A 17,956-nucleotide genomic window follows, 5' to 3' on the forward strand; every position below is an offset into this window, starting at 1 on the left:
ACCTCCTATTTAACCGTAACTGTGAGCATCGCAACTGGATTTAACCATCTGTGTACGGTGTTATCGAGGTCACTTATCCCCGCTTCTAAATCGTCGTCGCCTAAGTTACCCGGATGAATATGCACCATCATATTCGTTTCGCTACTGGTGACGCCGCTGCCATTCATACCCGCATTGCCACCCGGTGCAGCAGGAATACCTGGCGTGCCCGGCATGCCTGAGCCTTCAACAACAAGCTCATCATTGGCTTCGGTGCCCGCATCATAGGCATTGAGATAAACAGTGTAGGTACCAGCTTCTGTTGGGATCATCCAACTATCTAAACCTACAAAGCCATCATTGGTAGGCAGTAGCATGGCTGTTAGAGATAAGTAGTTATTGCCATCCTTGGTGGATAAGCTCGCCATCGTTGAGCTTGCTGGTGCCAGTAAACCTTCAGCTGGATTGGCAACCATGTCGCTGTTTGCGGCTGTGGCTTCAGTCATTAATGGCTCGAGATTGCCACCTTCAGCCATAGTTTGTAGGGCTGTAGAAGCAGGCATAGCAACGCTGAAAAGTTTGCTATCACTGTTATGAGCTGTAATGAGGATAGGGGTAAAGTGTAAACCTTGCGTGAGGTTAGTTAGTTTTATATCAAGCTCAGCAGCTTGGCTTGCAAGGCTGGTTACTGCGCATGCAGCGAACAAAGTTAAAGGTAAAGCTTTCATATGAGATTCCTGTTTTTGATGATTCAAAACCAGTATCGAATAGCAATATCCAGAAACTCTCACAAAGTTATCACATTTTTATCACAGCGTTGATTACAGTCTTTAGTGTTGGTTTGGAGTATCAAATTTAATCAATTTAGCTAGGGTAAAAGGTCATTACAGTTTATAGTAGAGAGACAAACAGACCCATAACAAGGAATTTAAAATGGATGATAATCAAAAAGTTGAAATAATTGTGGCAGATAAAGAGCAGCGCACGTGGGCAATGTTTTGTCACTTAAGTGCCTTAGCAGGCTTGCTTTTCCCGTTCGGCTCAGTGATTGGACCTTTGATTGTTTGGCTTGTAAAAAAAGAAGAAATGCCACTTGTAGCTGAGCATGGACGCAAGTCATTAAACTTTCAATTAACCATGATGATCGCCTACATTGTCTGCTTTATGCTGATGTTTGTTGTCGTTGGTGTCATTCTTTTGCCATTGGTTGCGCTATTCTCATTGATTATGGTGGTCGTATCGGCGATTAAAGCCAACGATGGTAAAGAAGTAAACTACCCAATGGCGATAGAATTTATAAAGTAAACTAATTGCCATATACTTAAAGCTCAGCCATTTGCTGAGCTTTTTTATGTGATGTTTATGGCCTACTTATCGTTATTTCTCAGCGCGTTTATTTCCGCAACCTTATTACCTAGCTCTTCAGAATTAGTGATGACAGCTATGATAGCCAGTGGTGACTATCTACTTTGGTTGTTATGGCTAAGTGCAACCGTGGGCAATGTACTTGGGAGTTGTGTGAATTATTGGCTGGGCACGCAGGTTATGCGATTTAAAGACCGTAAATGGTTTCCTGTTTCACAAAACTCGATAGACAAAGCCGAACAGCAATTTAATAAGTACGGTGTTTACAGTTTGTTGTTTGCTTGGCTGCCTATTGTCGGCGACCCTTTAACGGTTGTTGGCGGAATTTTTAGGGTTAAGTTTTCAATCTTTTTGTTACTCGTGACCCTAGGCAAAGGCGCACGTTATTTAGCTGTGCTTGCCTTTGCGGTAGGGCTTGATAAATTCTTATTCTAGCTTTTTTGCCAATCAAGGGTCAGTGATACTGAATCAGCAAAGCGCAGCGCATGAGGTTTATCGACGCGTACTTTGGCATAGTGAACACTTTGATGCTGGTGGCAAATTGCTAAAATTTCAGCAACCAATTTTTCTAACAGCAAAAAGTGGCCTTCTTCGACAAGGCTGATCACTTCTTTAGTAATAGTCTTGTAGTTTAGCGCTTTATCGACTGCGTCAGTTTCACAAGCTTGATCAGCGGGGTAGTGAATTTCTAAATTAATCACTACATCTTGCTTTTTCTCACGTTCCTCAGGGTTAAAACCTATAAATGTTCGTAGCCTGAGGTTAGTAACATTAATAATTGCGTTGGCCATCATTACCCTCTAACTAGTTGTAAAAACTCGTTACGGGTTTTTGGATCGGCTCTGAAGTTACCTAACATAACCGATGTACGCATGCTTGAGTTTTGCTTTTCAACGCCGCGCATCATCATACACATGTGTTTTGCTTCAACGATTACGCCAACACCTTTCGCGCCAGTTACTTCTTCAACTGCTTTAGCAATTTGATGGGTTAATTGTTCTTGAATTTGGAAACGACGCGCATACATGTCAACAATTCGCGCAAACTTAGATAAACCAAGTACTTTGCCGTTAGGGATATAAGCGATATGACAGCGGCCAACAAATGGCAGCAAGTGATGCTCACACATAGAGTAAAGCTCAATGTCTTGAATCAATACCATATCATCGGCATCTGAAGTGAATACCGCATTATTGGTGATCTCGTCTAACGTTTGACGATAACCCTTAGTTAGGTATTCCATTGCTTTTGCTGCGCGTTTTGGTGTGTCGAGTAGTCCTTCACGAGCAGGATCTTCACCCACTGCGCTAATTATTTGTTGGTAACTGTTTTTTAAATCATCGTGCATAGCTTTCTCAGTAATTCGTTATTTTAAATGTCTGCCACCATCAACAGGCATAGAGCGACCTGTGATGTAGTGACTGTTTAGTAATAGTTCTACGCTGTTAATAATCTCGGCGCAGCCGGGCTCAATGCCCATTAGCGATTTCTTTAATGTTTTTGCTTTGTATTCGTCGCTATCGTGCTCGTTAAAAATGATAAGCGAGGGAGCGATAGCATTCACTTTAATGGCTGGTGCAAATTTAGCGGCAAACGACTTGGTTAAATTATCAAGCGCCGCTTTACTTGCTGCATAAGCAAGGTGCTTAGGGCTACCTTTTTCAACCACATAATCGGTTAGGTGAATAATATCTGCGGCTTGGCCACTGTTTTGCTGATAATGCAGCAACAAATCAGAAGCTGCTAGATTAATTAAATAAGGCGCTTTGGCGTGAATACGCATCATGTTATCAAACAGGTCTGCGTAATCGTGGTTATTTTCCTCACAATCCCAGCTAGACGCATTATGGATAATTGCTTTGAGCTGATTGGTATGGGTTTTTAATTCTTCGATAAAATGCCCGATAGCTTGGTCACTATTAAAATCGGCATGAAGACAAGTAGCACCTTTTCCTGCAAGCACATCTATTGCTGCATGGCGGGTACGATAAGTGACTATGATTTCTTGCCCTTGCGCTAAAAAGTGCTCGGCCAGAGCGAGTCCAATACGTTGGCCTGCGCCAGTAATTAATATGGGCGATGACATAAACTAATATAAAACCTTAGATTTTTAATACGAAATGTAATGTATTTAATGGCTATAACTGTAACAACTATAAACCAAATTACAGAACTATTTCATCTTTACTGCAATCATGTTGCCAAACTTTCTACGCGATACTGTCAAACATAGATCAGTTGCTCGGTTTTCTGTCTCAGGCATAATAGCCATACTTGATGCTTTTCTTTTTCACTATGTTTGCTGTCATAAAATCATTTAGCTGGCTACGGACTGTGCCATGGCTATTTATAATCGCTGTTTACAGTACTTTATTGCTTTCGCAAGGGCCTGCTAATGCGGTGAGTAATTTTGTGGCGCAATTGAGTATTGCTGCAACGATGGCCGTTGGCTCATTTGTTGCTGGTGGCACGGCTCTAGGAGGCGGTGCGGTAGCGTTTCCGGTAATGACCAAACTATTAGCAATTGAACCTGCGACAGCGAAAGTGTTCTCTCTTGCTATCCAAAGCTTTGGTATGACAGCAGCAGCTTTAACAATTATTTTTAGCCGTATCCCTTACTACAAACAAGTGGTGTTAATCGCGACGCCAATGGCTATTTTAGGCGCTGTATTGAGTTTATTGTTCATTGCTGATCATTTACCAAGGTTAGCGGTGAAAGGGGTCTTTAGCGCACTATTATTATGTTTTGCGTTGACCTTGGCATGGCGTATTTATCGCCGAGCTCAGCATATTTGTAGCCAAACAAAGATTATTGTGAATAAAACGCGGGTCGCGTTGATTGCAACGCTGGGTGGTGTTGCATCAGGGTTGGTAGGGTCGGGCGCCGATATTGCTATTTTTGCGCTGTTAGTTATTGCATATAACGCGAATATCCAACGTGCAACGGCAACCACGGTGATCATTATGGCTGTGACGTCTGTCGTTGCAAGTATCGTGAATTATTTTTACCTCGAGACAATTAACTCACAAATTCAAGCCTACTTATTAGCTGCAATTCCTGTTGTGGTGCTTGGCGCACCGCTTGGTGCTTATGTGTGTGCAAAAGTGAAAAGCGGGCAACTCATTAGCTTTTTATTGCTACTCATTGCCCTCGAGGTGTCATTTACGATTTATGAATTGCTGAGTGTTGTTTAAAGCGCATCGTAAACAGTTGGGATCGCTTGGCGCTTATGCTGAGTACGTAAGTAAATGCCAGTCAGCTTTTCTTCAACTTCACTACTGACGTCTTTACCTTCTAAGAAATCATCAATTTGATCGTAAGTGAGGCCAAGCGCTTCTTCGTCAGTCAGGCCTGGGCGATCACATTCTAAATCGGCAGTCGGGGCTTTATGCACAAGTACTGCTGGCGCACCTAAGTGCTCAGCAAGTGCACGAACTTGACGTTTTGATAAACCAAATAGGGGGGCTAAATCACACGCTCCGTCACCAAATTTTGTGTAAAAACCAGTGATGTTCTCTGCACTGTGATCGGTACCAACAACTAACCCTTGGCAGAAGCCGGCAATTTCATATTGTGCAACCATGCGCTGGCGTGCTTTTACATTACCTTTGATAAAGTCGATTTTAGCTTGTTCTGGCAATTCGGCGCCACCACCAACAACCGCGGCCATTGCTTGTTCATGCATGCCATCGACAGCCGCTTTGATGTTAACCGTCATACGTTTACTCGGTTGAATAAAATCAACGGCTAGTTGTGCTTCGTCTTCGTCTGCTTGTACGCCGTAAGGTAAGCGCACAGCAATAAATTGATATTCGTTGGTGTTATGTTCTTGGTTTAATTCATCCACCGCTAATTGGCATAAACGGCCGCAGGTTGATGAGTCAACACCGCCACTGATCCCTAATACAAGTGAGCGAGAGTGCGCAGCAATAAGTCGGCTTTTAAGAAAGTTAACACGACGGGTGATTTCCGCTTTTACATCAATAGTTGGTTGGACTTTCATTTCCGCCAGAATGTCGGCACGCATGGTAGAGCTCCTATTTTTCGTTGTGGTTGTCAGCGTTTTGAGGGAACCCCTTTATAAAGGGGTAGAATTACATTATGTTACGGGCGCGGTTTTTATTAAAGACCTAAATGCGCTTTTATTGCGTTAATTTGCTGCTTAAGATCTTCGATTTCGCTTCGTAATTGTTGCACTTCACTACTGTTATCCTGCATCGGCTCGTTACTTGCCATGTCTTCAGTAATGCTGTCTGGGTCAACAAACAAGTGCATGTAGCGGCTCTCTCGCTTGCCTGGCTCTCGTGCTAAGCGCGCAACATGCTCTTGCTCTATAAGTGCATTTAATGCGGCTTCGACTTCATTGACGTTACTGAACTCAGCGAGGCGGTTGCTGCGAGTTCTCAGTTCGCCTGGTGTTTGCGGGCCACGTAACAGTAACAAACAAATTATGGCTCGTTGCTGCTCAGTAAATTGCAAACTGCCAAATTCGGTATTACAAAAGCGGTGAGCGTATTTATTTACACGACCTGATAGCCCTTCATCAACCGTCACTAAGCGTGATGCAACAAGCTCATCGAGTGTATCTTGGACTTGCGCTTCAGTGAGAGACAATACTGGCTCACGGTTAGATTTTTGATTACATGCATTAGTCAGTGAGTTTAAAGATAATGGATAATGTTCGGGTGTTGTACTTTGCTTTTCGAGTAAACAGCCAATAACACGTTGTTGAATTGATGATAATTGCATGGTTTTACTCTCTTTCTTTATTCTTCAGTGGTTAGCCACACTGTTAACTTTTTATTGAGCGAGTCAAATTTTAGGGGTTTGGTAACATAGTCGTTCATACCTGCGTTTAAACAACGCTCTTTGTCACCTTGCATCGCATTTGCAGTGAGTGCGACGATATTAACTCCCTGATGAGCTGCGCCTGCTTCACCTGCCCGAATGGCTCGTGTTGCTTGGTAACCATCCATTTCTGGCATTTGGCAATCCATTAACACTAATTGATAGGGGCTTTGTTCTCGGCTTGAAAGTTTTGCAATCGCTTCAAGGCCATTTTCGGCAATATCAAAACTAATGCCTGCTTGTTTTAGCAACGAACCTGCCACCATCTGATTTACTTTATTATCTTCAACCAGCAACACTTGCGACTCAGCGCTACCGCTGTTTGTCATCACTTTGGTAATTAGGGTTTCTTTATTAACCTGCTGCTGTTCAATGTACTTGTCGTTCGCAAGAGCATTAAATAAATCAGACTGCGTTAATGGTTTAAAGATAATACTCTCAACTTTTAAGGTTTGTCTTGTTTGTTTTTCTGTTAGGCTCATAGGCGCCATTAAAATACGCTTGCAGCTGGTGGCATTGAAGTAGTTTAAGAACTCTTTCTGCAATTCTTTAGTAGCACTGTTATAAAACTTATAATCTATTAGAATTGCATCGCAGCCCTTATTATCAGGCATGGCTGCGCGATTTAATAAGCTTGGCATATCGCTGTAAGTTTCTACCTCAGCTCCCCACAACTGCAATTGCTTTTTGGCGATATTGCTGCTGAGCTTACAGCTATCAGCAATTAAGATATGTTTTTTATCAATAATATGACTTGGCTCTGGCGCATGTTTCGTGTGATCACGTTTAACCTTTACTGAGAAATTAAAGGTGCTGCCTTCTCCGTATGAGCTAACGACACTGACATCTCCAGCCATCAACTGACAAAGCTGTTTTACAATTGCAAGGCCAAGCCCCGTACCGCCGTATTGACGGGTGGTAGAGGCATCTGCTTGCGTGAATGAGTCAAATAAAGTGGCTTGTTTTTCAGGTTTAATGCCCACTCCCGAATCAATAACAGAGCAGTTCAAGAATAATTCTTCATTGCTAGTTTCGAGCTTGGCGATAACAATTATCTCACCATCTTTTGTGAATTTAACCGCATTGCTCACTAGGTTATTGATGATTTGCCTAATCCGATTGGGGTCACTGATAATAAACCCGTGATGAAGATTCGTTGTATCAAGCAGTAGTTTGGTATTGTTCTGTTCAGCCTTAATAGCAAACGATTCGATTGTGTCGCCTAGTAATTTAGACACGTTGAAGCTGACATTTTCAATATCGAGTTTACCAGCCTCAATTTTAGAGAAATCTAAAATATCATTAATGATATGCAGTAAAGACTCTGCTGATGATTGCGCAAGTTCAAGATGGTGGTTTTGTTGGCTATCTAGCTTGCTTTGTTTAATGATATTGAGCATGCCGATCACGCCATTCATCGGGGTGCGGATCTCATGACTCATACTCGCTAAAAATTCACTTTTGGCTTTTACGGCTTGTTCTGCAGCTTCTTTTGCTTGAACGAGTTGTTGTTCGGTCTCTATACGACGTTGGCTGGCATGCAAACTACCAATGAGTGCGGCAACGGCAATTAAAAAGCTTTCTTCATTTTTACTCCAATGCCTACGTGTAAAGCATTTTTCAGCGCACACCACCCCCATGCTTTTACTCCCTGTGGGAATAATCACCGTTAACATTGAGCGTATATTAAACCAATCTAGGTAATTGCTACGAAGATCACTTGTCAGAGGGTGTTGCTGGGCATCGCTGGCATTAATTACTGCGTGATTATTAATGGCATCAAAATAGTTTTGAAATTCAATTTGTTGCAACGATATGGCTTCATTAAATTCGGGTTGGCTCTGATCGTGAATGGCAAAGGTGTTGAGCGATTGTCGATCGTCACTGAATAGCCAGATACTGGCGCGATCTATATCAAATGCATGACAAATGGCTTGCACAATAACATGCTTGGAGAGGTTAAGATTACCTGTCAGTACCGCATCATTGACGGTGAGAGACGCTAAAATCTCGTTATGTAAGGCGATTTTGTTATTTTCGAGCTCAACACGTTTACGGGTATCAATATTTTGCAGTGAGCCAAAAAGTTTTATACAACGACCATTTTTGTGTTCGGCTTCACCATGTAGCAGCACCCAAATTTCATCACCTTCTGCAGTGATGATCTCAACTTGTGTTTCAAAACTTTCACCATACTTGATTGCGCGCTCGTTCAAACGGCGAATTTTATCGCGGCTTTCGCCAGCTTTGAAATGGGTAAAGTTAGCAGGCCACTCAGGTTGAACATTCAGTGGAAACTTAAATATTTGCTTGGTCATATCTGACCAATACACGGTTTTTGTTTCAAGGTTAAATGACCATGCACCCACTTTGGCAAGGCTACTCATGGTTTCTAACATGCGTTCGCTTTTGTACTGCCTTTCAACCATGCGCAAAAAGAATAGTGAAGCACAAGCAAACAAAATGCAGAACAAAATAATGGCGAATCTTAGAGGCCAAACAGCAGAGCTTGGTGGCTGCCAGCCAGATTTTGGCGAGGCATACATGCGCCACTCACCACCGGGCAGGTTTATCGTAAAGCTCAGAGGTTTTGTGTTAAGTATATCTTCTGAGCCATAGAAAAAATCGCCTTGTAAACCGCGACCACCACGGCCTTGCAGTGCAACATCATAATGCTGGCTAAGCGCAATCAAACCCGAATTGCTATAGATTTTATTTACATCGAGTACGACCGAGAGGAGCCCCCAAAAAGTGTTCTCAGGAGGAATGAACACCGGCATTCTTGCTATCAGCGCTTGGCCTCCTTGTACAAGCTCCAAAGGGCCTGCCATAACAATACGATTTTCATCTCGAGCTCTAATCGCATCATCACGCTGTGCTGGGTTTTCTAAAAAGTTTAGCCCGATGGATTTTTCGTTACCTGTGAGAGGATAAGTCATCTGGATAATCATATCAGGCGCTGCACCGATGTTTCTAAGTTCTGAAGAGGTTGCGAATAAGGGCGCGGCTATTTGCTCATAGCGAGCTTGGTCTAAATTGGGTTCGGCAGCAACGGCAACGGCAAGGCCCCTAACAAGTTGAATGTTAGATACTAAGGTGGCTTCGAGCTCTGCACGATAGGCGCTGATTTTTGCAAGCTCCTGCGCCCGAAAAGCATCTTTCTCACGGCTGTAATTAATTTGGTCGATGACGAGGCCAATTACCACCACACAGGCGAGTGAAACCCAGAAGGCTAGCTTCAGTTTTTGCAGCTTTTTATTATCTGTTTCGGTGGCTAGCGGCATGAGAAATATCGGGTTTTATACTTTCTACCTACTATAGACAATTTCTGTGGCAATTAACAATGAACAGCTAGCTAGAGTATTAATTTTAATTATTTGTATCGCAACACTATTCTTTCACAAAACTCAGGTTAATATAGTGTTACTTTAGCGCAAGGATAATTGGCATGTTTAAGATAATCAAATGGTTACTCATAGGTTTGTTCGTGGTGGTGTTACTCGCAACCGGGCTTGTTTATGGCGTATTAAACTTAAGTTTACCGGCCCTTGATGGGCGTGGTAAAAGTGACGCTATTGCGCAGTCTGTCAAGATCGAGCGAGACACGTTGGGGCAAGCTGTTATTCATGCCGAAAACCGTTTAGATGCGGCCTATGCATTAGGCTTTGCGCATGGTCAGGACCGATTCTTTCAGATGGATTTACTGCGCCGCAATGCTGCTGGCGAACTCAGCGAGCTATTTGGTAAAGCTGCTATAGGGCTTGATAAAAAAATGCGCTTTCATCAGTTGCGTAAACGTAGTCAGATTGCGGTTGCACAGTTACCCGCTAAAGATAAAGCGCTATTAAAAGCGTATGCGAATGGGGTCAATGAAGGCCATGCACAAGTTGGCTATGATAGTTTTGAGTATTTACTCACTGGCGCTGAAGCCAAGCCTTGGCAAAGTGAAGACAGCTTGCTAATCATTTTTAGCATGTACCTTGATTTGCAATCGACGACGTTTCAGCGTGACAAAGCATTGATCGAAATCGAAGATTTATATGGCAAGGAGATGGTTGACTTTATTACGCAGCCTAGCCTCTATCAAGCTGCACTCGATAACAGCCAATTAGCGCCTTATGACGGCGGTATTCCTCATCTTAAAGACGCTCAATGGGCTATGACAGAGATTGCCGACCGAAAAGAACTTGGCAGTAATAACTGGGCTGTAACTGGGCAGCTAACTGAAACCGGTGCAGCCATGCTGTCTGACGATATGCACTTATCATTTGCAGTGCCAATCATTTGGTACCGTGCTCAGCTTAATTACCCTCTCAATGGCGAAATGCAACAAATCACTGGTGTGTCTTTACCAGGCGCTCCTGCCATTGTTGTTGGGACCAATAATAAAATTGCGTGGGGATTCACTAACGGTTATTTAGATACAGCGGATTGGGTCGCACTTGAGAGTAAAGAGAAAACCTGGCAAATAGATGAACCAATTTTACTCAATGACGGCAACAGCGAAAATTACGCTTTAACCATGAGCGAGTACGGCCCGGTTAAAGAAATTAACGGCAAACCTTATGCGCTAAGTTGGGTTGCTCACCATGAGTATGCGGTTGATATGGAATTACTTAAACTTGAGCAAGCAAACACTGTTGACGATGCATTAGCACTTGCTTCTGAGGTGGGAATTCCTGTACAAAATTTAATGGTCGTTGATGATAAAGGTAATGCAGCTTGGAAGAATATGGGGGCTGTGCCTGCCCGTAAAGTTCCGCATCAATTAGCTGTTTCAGAGCAAGCGTATCCTGCAGCATGGCATGATAACGAAACGCAGCGTCCATTTGTCAAAAATCCAGAAAGTGGCCGATTATGGACAGGCAACTCACGAGTCGTTTCAGCAGAGGATGATCAGCGCTTTGGTAATGGTGGTTATGCAATGGGGGCTCGCTCGGCACAAATTCGCGATCGCCTATTTGAAAAGCAGCAGTTTAACGAACACGATTTTTACGACATACAACATGATAACGAAGCGCGTTTCTTAACGGCTTGGCATAAACTGCTGGTCAAACAGCTTAGCACTGCAGGCGATAAATATGCGCTGTATTTAAAAGAGCTAAATAATTGGCAGGCGTGTGCTTGTAGCGACTCAATTGGCTACACCTTAGTAAAACGCTACCGCAGTGAAGTGATTAATGGCTTATTTAGCCCGTTAGAGAATAAGCTAAAAGCTCTCGATAGTAGCTTAAAACCGATAAAACGAGACTTAGAGCCCGCAGTTTGGCAGCTTATCGAAGCCCAGCCTCAGGCATGGTTAAACCCTGAGTATGCAAACTGGCAACAGCAAATGATAGGAGCCTTTGATCGCGTTATCACTAAACTAACCGAGCAATACGGTAACAACCCGCACAGCTGGGAGTGGGGCAAGGTTAACGAATTAGTGATTGAGCACCCATTTGCCAAGCAAATACCCGCATTGAAAAGCTTACTGAATATGCCAACAGCGCCAGGATTTGGTGATACCTTTATGCCTTCGGTGCAAGGACGTAGCTTTGGTGCTTCGCAGCGCTTTATTGTCCAACCTGGGCACTTAGATAAAGCAATTATGGCTATTCCGGGAGGGCAGTCGGGGCACCCATTGTCAGAGTTTTACCGCGCAGGATTTAATGATTATGTCAGTAATGGTTTAACGCCATTATTGCCACAAGAGATTGCCCACAGTATCACTATCGATGCGGTTAATTAACCGCATCAGCATCTTTAAAAGCAGGGTGTTGGCCTTTGGCAACGGTTGTTTGGTTGCGCCCTGCATGCTTACTTTTATACAGCGCCTCATCGGCGTGCTGTAGCATTTTTTCTATTGAAGCGAGCGGTTGCCATTCAATAAGCCCAAAACTCATGGTGACATTGAGATCAGGAAACTCGTGATGCGCCTCTAATTCGGCGATTTTTAAACGTAGCGCTTCAATTTTTGCAAAGGCTTGTTTTGCATCTGTATTGGTTAATAAAATTAAAAACTCTTCACCCCCCCAACGTACCGCAATATCGTCATCATCAATAAATTGGCGAATGAGCCTTGCGACATTAATGAGCACCGTATCACCTTTTTCGTGGCCGTAATTGTCATTAATATTTTTAAATTTATCGATGTCAGCCATAACAATGCAAAGGTTGCTCTCAAGCTCGATGCTTTTTTGATGTGCAGCAGTAATCAGCTTTTTTGCAAAACGGCGGTTATAGAGTTTAGTGAGTGGGTCGCGAGCGGCCATGTCGGTTAACTCAACCCGTTGTGACAAGGTGATTTCTCTAATTAGACCCATGCCGTAGACCATAGGTAAGCCAGCAATAATGATGTTGATCACATTCACGTGTGGGAGGAGTTCAGGGTAAGCAAAACTGTACTGAACATCTGCAAAAAATACATACAGCAGGGCGAATGTCGCAATCATCATTAGGCTATAAAAAGCAGCGCGTTTAAAGGTTAATTGATAATCGATCATTAAAATACAAGACACTGTCCACAAGTAAAATTGAAAGCCTGCACCTAAGCCTAGGGTGGCGCAGACAATCACTGCATGAATAATTACTTCTAGACAAAATACTCTGAGTGCTAGCGAAGTCAGTCCTTGCTTAATTAAGAAGATACCGCTGGCCCAAGCAAACACGCTCAAAATATTAACTAACGCAAGCATGTTCGCCCCTATGTGGGCAAATGCGGGGATCAGCAAAGCATGAACAATTAGCGCAAAGTATGCGATTTTGGAAATAATCAGAAATTTAACGTGTTCAATTTCTTCTAAGCCAGATTGCTTTGATTGTTTTAATAAATGTTTGATCAATCCAACCTCTAATACACATGGAAGTAGCATAATTATAGATTAAAAGCTGAACAATGCAGGTTTATAATTGCTCGCTTTTGCTTTGTAAACTTAGGTAGGTTCTGTTTATGAATGAGGCTAAGCGTTTGTTCACATCGAGTTTGCTAAGCTTAGGGCTTGGCAGAGTTTGCAATTGATGCCACTCTAGTTAAAGCAAATCAAGAAACATTCTGACTCAATGTTTGCTGTGATTATTCTCTCGTGCCTAAAAAAGGAGTATCTATGCCGGCGGAAAAAACGCATTTAGCGATCTGTAATCTCACTAAAGAACAGTATCCACAAATCAAAACTCTGATGGATCAAGCCTATCCAGGGCTTGGTGGGGCTTGGCCTAGCCACACTATTTTTAGGCTGATAGACCAGTTTCCGGAAGGGCAAATAGGCATCGTCGATGATGGTGTCTTGGTGGGCATCGCCTTGAGTGTGCAGGTAGATTACGCGCGCTTTTCTAACCCTCATACCTACGAAGACATTGTTGATGGTCACGACCGAGTATTTAGTGACCCTGAGGGTGATGCACTTTATGGTTTGGATGTGGTTATTTCATCGACTCATCGAGGGATGCGACTTGGCAGACGTTTATACGATGCACGAAAAGAGCTGTGCCGTCAGTATAACTTACGCGCTATTTTAGCGGGTGGGCGAATTCCGCGATATTACAATCACAGTGCAGAGATGTCTCCGATGGAGTACATCGAAAAAGTTGACCACAAAGAGCTTTACGATCCGATTCTAAGCTTTCAGCTATCTAATGATTTTCAAGTTAAACGTTTACTTAAAAAGTATCTTCCTGAAGATCAGGAATCCGTTGGTTATGCCACTTTACTAGAGTGGAATAATATTATGTTTGAGCCCACTGATACGGTACTTGAGTCGACTAAATCAATTGTGCGTGTCGGTGCTGTACAGTGGCAAATGCGCTGTGTTGAGTCTGTGGAAGAACTGCTCAAGCAGGTGGAATATTTTGTTGATACGGTGTCTGACTATAAAAGTGACTTTATTCTGTTTCCGGAATTTTTCAATGCTCCATTAATGGGGCTCACTGAGCAAAGTAATCAAACGGAAGCAATTCGCTATCTGGCCGAATACACAGAAACATTCCGTGATGCGATGTCGCGCATGGCGGTTGAATACAATGCCAATATTATCACCGGCTCAATGCCGCTCGCAGAAGATGACAAGATTTATAATGTCAGCTATTTGTGCCACCGTAGCGGTAAAATTGATGAGCAGCGCAAAATTCATATTACGCCCCATGAGCAAAATGACTGGGTGATCCAAGGCGGTGACAAAATTGCGGTATTTGAAACGGATGCGGGTCGTGTCGGTATTCAAATTTGTTACGATGTTGAGTTCCCTGAGCTGTCGCGTATTCTCGCTAAGCAAGGGCTGGATATTTTGTTCGTGCCATTTTGGACGGATACTAAAAACAGTTACTTACGTGTTCGTCATTGTGCGCAAGCACGTGCAATCGAAAATGAATGTTATGTTGTGATTGCAGGCTCGGTTGGTAACCTACCAGAGGTAGAAAGTTTAGATGTACAGTACTCACAATCGGCAGTGCTTACCCCATCTGATTTCTCATTCCCGCATGATGCGACCTTGAATGAAGCAACACCGAATACCGAAATGCTGTTATTCAGTGATTTAGATATGGATAAACTGAAAATTCTTCACAGTGAAGGTACGGTAAGAAACTTAAAAGACCGCCGTGAAGATTTGTATGACGTGATCTTGAAAAAGCGAGATCAATAATGGCGTGGTTGTATTTAATTGTCGCAGGTCTGTTAGAAATTGGCTGGCCTGTTGGCCTTAAGATGTCTCAACAGGCAGACAGCCGCTGGTTAGGCATTGCAATAGCCGTCGCCTTTATGGTCGCTAGTGGCTTTATGTTGTGGTTGGCGCAGAAGGATATTCCGATGGGGACATCCTATGCTGTATGGACAGGGATCGGTGCAGCGGGCACTTTCTTGGTCGGTATTTTATTTTATGGTGATGCCGCCACATTTGGCCGCATTGCCGGAGTACTGCTGATAATTAGCGGAGTGATAACGCTCAAAATTAGTCATTAAAAAAGCGGCAATAGCCGCTTTTTTAATGACTAGAAACGCACCTAATTGGGTAGCATTACCAGAATGGCTGCCAGTGCAATTAACACAAGCCCCGCCGTGTCTTGGCGTTTTAGCGGTTGTTTTAACCAAAGAATCGATACCAAAATGGTAAAGAATACTTCTATCTGCCCCAATGTTTTTACATAAGCAACATGCTGCAAGCTCATGGCGCTAAACCAACCAATAGAACCTAAACAGCTACAAACACTAACAGCGGTCGTGGTGCCTTTGTGATGCCACATTTTCTTAAATGTATCGCGCTCTTTTAATGCAATATACACGCACAGCATCAGTGTTTGTAAGCTAATTATCAGCACTAACACCCAAGCTGCTGAGTGTGGAAAAGTCAGTCCTGAATTTAAACTTGCCTCACGGATCCATGACGATGAAAGAGCAAATGAAGTACCACAGGCAAGCCCAAGCAGTGCGGTGCCCAAATTAAAGTGTTTAACATTCGCGATGCCACTTAATAGCAATACCGCAATTGCACCAATAAATACGCCAACCCAACCTAGCAATGACAGTGCTGAGCCAAAGAACATTACACCTAAAATCGCCGCCATCAGTGCTTCACTTTTGGCAAGCCCTGCGCCGACTGCAAAGTTATTCATTTTAAACAGTTTTACCATCAAACCAGTGGCAACGATTTGGACGATACTGGCACCAACAATGTAGCCAATAAAAGCGAGATTAAAATCAGGAAGTGCGGCGTCTTGATACTGATAAAGTGCAAATAAATACAAGGCAGCAATTGGGCTGGCAACGATAAAGCGAGCAAGTGTTACCCCGGCAACACTCACAGTTACACTGAGTTTACTTTGCAGAGCGTTGCGCCACGACTGCATAAATGCCGCAAAAATAGTTAAGAAAATCCAAGTCATATTGAAAATAAATTAATGAGGAGAGGCAATTAGAGTAACAAAACCAAAGTATGAGAGCATTAGCTTATCGACCAACTTGAGAAAAACTCAGCTGTGACAATATGCCGCAGGGCTTTTATGCTGTCATTAGGCTATAGTGACAATGATGCTATTGCTAGCCGCTGCTGTTTTAAGTAGCGGCTTTTTTTTGTTTGCGGTAGGGTGAGCTATTACAGTTAAAAGATAAGGAAATACCATGACCACATTGATTATCTGCGCACTCATCGCAGTGCTCATACCTTATTTAGCTAAAGCCCCCGTGGCTTTTGCACAAAATAAGTTGTCAGGCTATGACAATAAACATCCGCGTGAACAACAAGCTAAACTAACAGGCTTTGGTGCTCGAGCATTGGCTGCACATCAAAATAGCTTTGAGTCACTAATTATTTTTGCGGTCGCGCTGGCAGTTGTAATAGGTAGCAATAATGTCTATCAGGTGACAGAAACCTTAGCGATTATGCATGTTATCGCCCGCGTGTTGTATTGTATTTTCTACTACATAAACCAAGATATTCTGCGCTCATTAGTCTGGCTAGTGGGGTATGTCTGTGCTGTGGCGATGATTGCTGTTTGCCTCTAGTCACAAGCCAATGAGTAAAAACCATAAAGCAAGCGGCTTAAATAAGGCGCTTGCTTTAGGGTCTTAAGTGGTTACTTTTACTTAGAGCTAACTTTAATTTTCTCTATTAAATCCTTTGCTTGATAGTTTTCATCTAAGGCAAAGTCGAGTTGCACTAAGGCATTTTTAAAGCCAGATTCAGACGGCGCATATTGCCATTGTTTTAAGGCTCTTTTCGCTTCTCGATTGAAAACACCTTCAGGCTCTGCGCTCACCACACTAACATTGCTGGTGGCGCCGCTTGGTAAAATATCGTATTTCAAAACGACTGAACCGCTAATACCTTGCTCTGCCGCTTGAATTGGGTATATCGGCTCTACGCGCATTACCGCTTGATAGTCTTTTGTCTTTTCAACGGACATCGGCTGTTTTGCAATGGCAAAACTGCTAAGCATGCCCATTGTAAAAATAACTAACGCTGTTTTTGCAATAAATGAGCTGTTGTCGATCTGCTTGATCTGATTTAGACGTTGTAACATGGTGTTTTTATCTCCGTATTGTGAATAAGCCATTAAGCCTGTTCTGCTAAAGCTTGCACAGTGCACTAATGCCTTACTGTATAAAATTCGTTGTTCAGTTGATTTATTTTTGAGTACTTGCTCATCACATGAAAGCTCTTGAATGCGGCGCAGACTTGCATAACCAAGCCAAGCGACAGGGTTAAACCACAACAAAATAGTGGCACATAAAGCGATGGCATTAATTAGGTTATCTTTGCGTTTAATATGCACTGATTCATGCTCTAAAATAAGTGCTAAAGCATGGCTGTTGTAATGGCTTTGGTAGTTTGTTGGCAGCACTAGCTTGGTGTTTATAACCCCTACAACCATTGGTGAACTCACCTGATTACTTTGGTACAAGCGCATGCTTTGGTTGCTGTGCTGATCAAGGGTAATTGGCGCTAATTGCAGTTTTGCTAGAAAACGGTAATGAAAATATACGGCAGTGATCAGCAGTGCGGCACTAATAAAGCCATAAATAGCAAACCAAGTGAGCGTAAACTGCGGCATTATTGCTGTGTTTGGCGTGATAGTCAGCTTACTGATAAAGTCGTTTTGAATTGGCTTTAAGTGCTCTGGTAGGTTCGCTAACAATAAACTAATTGGTAAAAGCGCCCACAGTGTATAAACCAAGCGCGCCGATAGCTGGCTTAGTAACTTTCGCTCTAGCAGCAATAAAAACATAATTGCAGATGAGATCAAAAGTTGTTGATCTAACAACCAATTAAAAAATGCATCTAACATAACAAC

The 17,956-nt window shown here is 43.0% G+C and carries 17 protein-coding genes; 7 read left to right on the forward strand and 10 right to left on the reverse strand.

Going from position 1 to position 17,956, the window contains the following annotated elements:
* Positions 1 to 5 precede the first annotated feature (5 nt).
* The gene (locus tag C2M33_RS10365; protein WP_063700620.1) at positions 6 to 707 is read right to left on the reverse strand and encodes a spondin domain-containing protein; all 702 of its coding nucleotides are present in this window, start codon (positions 705 to 707) and stop codon (positions 6 to 8) included.
* A gap of 205 nt (positions 708 to 912) precedes the next feature.
* On the opposite strand from C2M33_RS10365, the gene C2M33_RS10370 reads away from it, so the two are divergent.
* Positions 913 to 1,284, forward strand: coding sequence for a DUF4870 domain-containing protein (locus C2M33_RS10370; RefSeq protein WP_105174407.1), 372 nt, complete (start codon positions 913 to 915; stop codon positions 1,282 to 1,284).
* A 57-nt stretch (positions 1,285 to 1,341) separates the two neighbouring features.
* Positions 1,342 to 1,779 carry a YqaA family protein gene (locus tag C2M33_RS10375; protein WP_105174408.1) on the forward strand — a complete coding sequence of 146 codons (438 nt, stop codon included), beginning with the start codon at positions 1,342 to 1,344 and terminating at the stop codon, positions 1,777 to 1,779.
* Here C2M33_RS10375 and folX read toward each other — a convergent pair.
* The 3 genes from folX to folM are packed head-to-tail and all read right to left on the reverse strand — an operon-like array spanning position 1,776 to position 3,430.
* Positions 1,776 to 2,135 carry a dihydroneopterin triphosphate 2'-epimerase gene (gene folX, locus C2M33_RS10380; RefSeq protein WP_054554637.1) on the reverse strand — a complete coding sequence of 120 codons (360 nt, stop codon included), beginning with the start codon at positions 2,133 to 2,135 and terminating at the stop codon, positions 1,776 to 1,778. The genes C2M33_RS10375 and folX overlap by 4 nt on opposite strands.
* A gap of 2 nt (positions 2,136 to 2,137) precedes the next feature.
* Complete coding sequence (folE, locus tag C2M33_RS10385; protein WP_063700628.1) at positions 2,138 to 2,692, reverse strand: GTP cyclohydrolase I FolE; 555 nt, start codon at positions 2,690 to 2,692, stop codon at positions 2,138 to 2,140.
* Positions 2,693 to 2,710: 18 nt separating this feature from the next.
* A complete protein-coding gene (gene folM / locus C2M33_RS10390) occupies positions 2,711 to 3,430 on the reverse strand; it encodes a dihydromonapterin reductase (RefSeq protein ID WP_063700630.1) in 720 nt (239 codons plus the stop codon).
* A 248-nt stretch (positions 3,431 to 3,678) separates the two neighbouring features.
* Between folM and C2M33_RS10395 the strand changes: the two genes are divergently transcribed.
* Positions 3,679 to 4,539 (forward strand): sulfite exporter TauE/SafE family protein, encoded by an 861-nt coding sequence (locus C2M33_RS10395; RefSeq protein WP_233999159.1) that lies wholly within the window; start codon positions 3,679 to 3,681, stop codon positions 4,537 to 4,539.
* Here C2M33_RS10395 and nadE read toward each other — a convergent pair.
* The 3 genes from nadE to C2M33_RS10410 all read right to left on the reverse strand — a co-directional run bounded on the left by nadE (position 4,536) and on the right by C2M33_RS10410 (position 9,477).
* Positions 4,536 to 5,372 carry an ammonia-dependent NAD(+) synthetase gene (nadE, locus tag C2M33_RS10400; RefSeq protein ID WP_063700632.1) on the reverse strand — a complete coding sequence of 279 codons (837 nt, stop codon included), beginning with the start codon at positions 5,370 to 5,372 and terminating at the stop codon, positions 4,536 to 4,538. The genes C2M33_RS10395 and nadE overlap by 4 nt on opposite strands.
* 95 nt (positions 5,373 to 5,467) lie before the next feature.
* Positions 5,468 to 6,094, reverse strand: a complete 627-nt coding sequence (locus C2M33_RS10405; RefSeq protein WP_105174409.1) for a YceH family protein — start codon at positions 6,092 to 6,094, stop codon at positions 5,468 to 5,470.
* Positions 6,095 to 6,111: 17 nt separating this feature from the next.
* On the reverse strand, positions 6,112 to 9,477 hold the full coding sequence (locus C2M33_RS10410; protein WP_105174410.1) for a response regulator: 3,366 nt from the start codon (positions 9,475 to 9,477) through the stop codon (positions 6,112 to 6,114).
* Positions 9,478 to 9,641: 164 nt separating this feature from the next.
* Between C2M33_RS10410 and C2M33_RS10415 the strand changes: the two genes are divergently transcribed.
* Entirely contained in the window at positions 9,642 to 11,924 is a 2,283-nt protein-coding gene (locus C2M33_RS10415) for a penicillin acylase family protein (RefSeq protein ID WP_105174411.1), read from the forward strand.
* Here C2M33_RS10415 and C2M33_RS10420 read toward each other — a convergent pair.
* Positions 11,917 to 13,017: a GGDEF domain-containing protein gene (locus C2M33_RS10420; RefSeq protein ID WP_233999161.1), complete on the reverse strand. Its 1,101-nt coding sequence runs from the start codon at positions 13,015 to 13,017 to the stop codon at positions 11,917 to 11,919. The two genes, C2M33_RS10415 and C2M33_RS10420, sit on opposite strands and share 8 nt — an antisense overlap.
* Positions 13,018 to 13,278: 261 nt before the next feature.
* Between C2M33_RS10420 and C2M33_RS10425 the strand changes: the two genes are divergently transcribed.
* Together C2M33_RS10425 and C2M33_RS10430 are read left to right on the forward strand one after the other, a co-directional pair.
* Positions 13,279 to 14,811: a carbon-nitrogen hydrolase family protein gene (locus tag C2M33_RS10425; RefSeq protein WP_063700640.1), complete on the forward strand. Its 1,533-nt coding sequence runs from the start codon at positions 13,279 to 13,281 to the stop codon at positions 14,809 to 14,811.
* Positions 14,811 to 15,128: a DMT family transporter gene (locus tag C2M33_RS10430; RefSeq protein WP_054554646.1), complete on the forward strand. Its 318-nt coding sequence runs from the start codon at positions 14,811 to 14,813 to the stop codon at positions 15,126 to 15,128. The genes C2M33_RS10425 and C2M33_RS10430 overlap by 1 nt, the downstream gene beginning before the upstream one ends.
* Positions 15,129 to 15,169: 41 nt before the next feature.
* Here the strand turns inward: C2M33_RS10430 and C2M33_RS10435 are convergent, their stop codons facing one another.
* The gene (locus C2M33_RS10435; protein ID WP_082873973.1) at positions 15,170 to 16,048 is read right to left on the reverse strand and encodes a DMT family transporter; all 879 of its coding nucleotides are present in this window, start codon (positions 16,046 to 16,048) and stop codon (positions 15,170 to 15,172) included.
* 235 nt (positions 16,049 to 16,283) lie between these two features.
* On the opposite strand from C2M33_RS10435, the gene C2M33_RS10440 reads away from it, so the two are divergent.
* Positions 16,284 to 16,667, forward strand: coding sequence for an MAPEG family protein (locus C2M33_RS10440; protein WP_063700644.1), 384 nt, complete (start codon positions 16,284 to 16,286; stop codon positions 16,665 to 16,667).
* A 77-nt stretch (positions 16,668 to 16,744) separates the two neighbouring features.
* Here C2M33_RS10440 and C2M33_RS10445 read toward each other — a convergent pair whose 3' ends face one another.
* Positions 16,745 to 17,950, reverse strand: a complete 1,206-nt coding sequence (locus C2M33_RS10445) for a M56 family metallopeptidase (protein WP_063700647.1) — start codon at positions 17,948 to 17,950, stop codon at positions 16,745 to 16,747.
* Between the last annotated feature and the right edge of the window lie 6 nt (positions 17,951 to 17,956).

Source organism: Pseudoalteromonas sp. T1lg122 (genome assembly GCF_002964825.1).
In the GTDB taxonomy this organism is placed as follows: Bacteria; Pseudomonadota; Gammaproteobacteria; order Enterobacterales; family Alteromonadaceae; genus Pseudoalteromonas; species Pseudoalteromonas gelatinilytica.

Bases quoted from the DNA above. Each gene is read 5' to 3' on its own strand.
- C2M33_RS10365 (WP_063700620.1), bottom strand. From the start codon at position 707: ATGAAAGCTTTACCTTTAACTTTGTTCGCTGCATGCGCAGTAACCAGC.
- C2M33_RS10370 (WP_105174407.1), top strand. From the start codon at position 913: ATGGATGATAATCAAAAAGTTGAAATAATTGTGGCAGATAAAGAGCAG.
- C2M33_RS10375 (WP_105174408.1), top strand. From the start codon at position 1,342: ATGGCCTACTTATCGTTATTTCTCAGCGCGTTTATTTCCGCAACCTTA.
- folX (WP_054554637.1), bottom strand. From the start codon at position 2,135: ATGGCCAACGCAATTATTAATGTTACTAACCTCAGGCTACGAACATTT.
- folE (WP_063700628.1), bottom strand. From the start codon at position 2,692: ATGCACGATGATTTAAAAAACAGTTACCAACAAATAATTAGCGCAGTG.
- folM (WP_063700630.1), bottom strand. From the start codon at position 3,430: ATGTCATCGCCCATATTAATTACTGGCGCAGGCCAACGTATTGGACTC.
- nadE (WP_063700632.1), bottom strand. From the start codon at position 5,372: ATGCGTGCCGACATTCTGGCGGAAATGAAAGTCCAACCAACTATTGAT.
- C2M33_RS10405 (WP_105174409.1), bottom strand. From the start codon at position 6,094: ATGCAATTATCATCAATTCAACAACGTGTTATTGGCTGTTTACTCGAA.
- C2M33_RS10410 (WP_105174410.1), bottom strand. From the start codon at position 9,477: ATGCCGCTAGCCACCGAAACAGATAATAAAAAGCTGCAAAAACTGAAG.
- C2M33_RS10415 (WP_105174411.1), top strand. From the start codon at position 9,642: ATGTTTAAGATAATCAAATGGTTACTCATAGGTTTGTTCGTGGTGGTG.
- C2M33_RS10425 (WP_063700640.1), top strand. From the start codon at position 13,279: ATGCCGGCGGAAAAAACGCATTTAGCGATCTGTAATCTCACTAAAGAA.
- C2M33_RS10430 (WP_054554646.1), top strand. From the start codon at position 14,811: ATGGCGTGGTTGTATTTAATTGTCGCAGGTCTGTTAGAAATTGGCTGG.
- C2M33_RS10435 (WP_082873973.1), bottom strand. From the start codon at position 16,048: ATGACTTGGATTTTCTTAACTATTTTTGCGGCATTTATGCAGTCGTGG.
- C2M33_RS10440 (WP_063700644.1), top strand. From the start codon at position 16,284: ATGACCACATTGATTATCTGCGCACTCATCGCAGTGCTCATACCTTAT.
- C2M33_RS10445 (WP_063700647.1), bottom strand. From the start codon at position 17,950: ATGTTAGATGCATTTTTTAATTGGTTGTTAGATCAACAACTTTTGATC.